Source organism: Acinetobacter johnsonii (assembly GCF_048551975.1).
GTDB classification, from domain to species: domain Bacteria; phylum Pseudomonadota; class Gammaproteobacteria; order Pseudomonadales; family Moraxellaceae; genus Acinetobacter; species Acinetobacter johnsonii_A.
Map to the genome: position 1 here is coordinate 1 of NZ_JBIMCF010000068.1, position 1,482 is coordinate 1,482.

The window sequence follows — 1,482 nt, forward strand, 5'->3', positions numbered from 1 at the left end:
TTGTTAGAAACCATTTAAAGTGTCTGTATTCTCACCAATAAAAATGTCTGGTCTATGATGCGCATCAACATCATGGACTGGATATGAATCGAGATGCTGATCACTATGTCTGACAAGGAAATACAACGTATTGCAGTGCTGCAAGATGTTCGAGATCGACGTATTACACAAGTCCGTGCTGCTGAAATTCTGAATCTTTCAACCCGTCAAATTACCCGGTTATTGCACAAGCTCAAGCAAGACGGTATTTCAGGCCTGACACATGCCAGTCGTGGTCAACCGGGTCATCGTCGCCATGATGAAGCCGTAAAGTCTGAATGCCTTTCCCTTATTTCTGAACATCTGCTGGGCTTTGGCCCAACCTTGGCGCATGAGAAGCTCAGCAGCATGTTTGACCTGAATATTCCTGTGGAAACGGTTCGTCGCTGGATGACTGCCAATGAACTCTGGATTCCGCGATCTAAGCGTCTGAAACGGCCATATCAGCCTCGATATAAGCGGGATTGCTTCGGTGAACTGATCCAAATTGATGGCTCATATCATGACTGGTTTGAAGGTCGAGCTGCAAAATGCTGCTTGCTGGTTTATATCGATGATGCCACTGGAAAGCTGTTGCATCTGCGCTTTTGTGAGGCTGAAACCACCTTTGACTATATGCTTTCCACCCGAGCCTACATTGAACAATACGGCAAGCCGCTGGCCTTTTATAGTGACAAACATTCGGTATTCAGAGTGAACCAGAAATCCAGTCAGGACAGTCAGATCACACAATTTGGCAGGATTCTGAATGAGTTAAACATTGATATTATCTTTGCCAACTCCCCACAGGCCAAAGGTCGTGTGGAACGTGCTAACAGGACACTGCAGGATCGTCTGATCAAGGAGATGCGCCTGGAAGGCATCTGCTCGATTGCCGAAGCCAATGCATGGCTGCCCTGCTTTATTGAGCATTTCAATCAGAAGTTCGCCAAGTGTGCGAGAAATTCCAAGAACTTGCATCGCCCTTTAACCGAATCTGATCTTGAACTGGAGGATATTTTCACCTGGCAGGAACCACGTAAGGTCACTAAGAATCTGACCATCACCTATGACAAATGTATTTATATGCTTGAGCCAACAGTACTGAATCATAAGCTGGTTGGGCAATACATTTCATTTCTGGAGTATCCAGATGGCACTGTGGCCATCATGCATGAAGGACGGAAGATCAACTATAGCGTCTTCAATAAACTGGCTGGACTGCAGCAAAATGAAGTGGTTGAGAATAAACGGTTAGGCGCAGTCCTAGCTCATATTCAACAGCAACACGAAGAGTTGGAAAAACAGAATAAACGTTCCCGTCTCAAGAAAAGTATGCCGAGCCGTAAAGCTCAGAAAGCTGTTATTGAACAAAGAAATTTAAATCCTGTGCTTGACTCTTATGGTTAAAAACAGGACATTTTAAATGGTTTATCGCATAGACATTTTAATTGGTGAATAACA

General features: G+C 44.5%; 1 protein-coding gene. It reads left to right on the forward strand.

All coding sequences use genetic code 11. The annotated features are described in order from the left end of the window. Positions 1–93: 93 nt before the first annotated feature. On the forward strand, positions 94–1,428 hold the full coding sequence (locus tag ACG9ZB_RS16640) for an ISNCY family transposase (RefSeq protein WP_033917544.1): 1,335 nt from the start codon (positions 94–96) through the stop codon (positions 1,426–1,428). Positions 1,429–1,482: the final 54 nt, after the last annotated feature.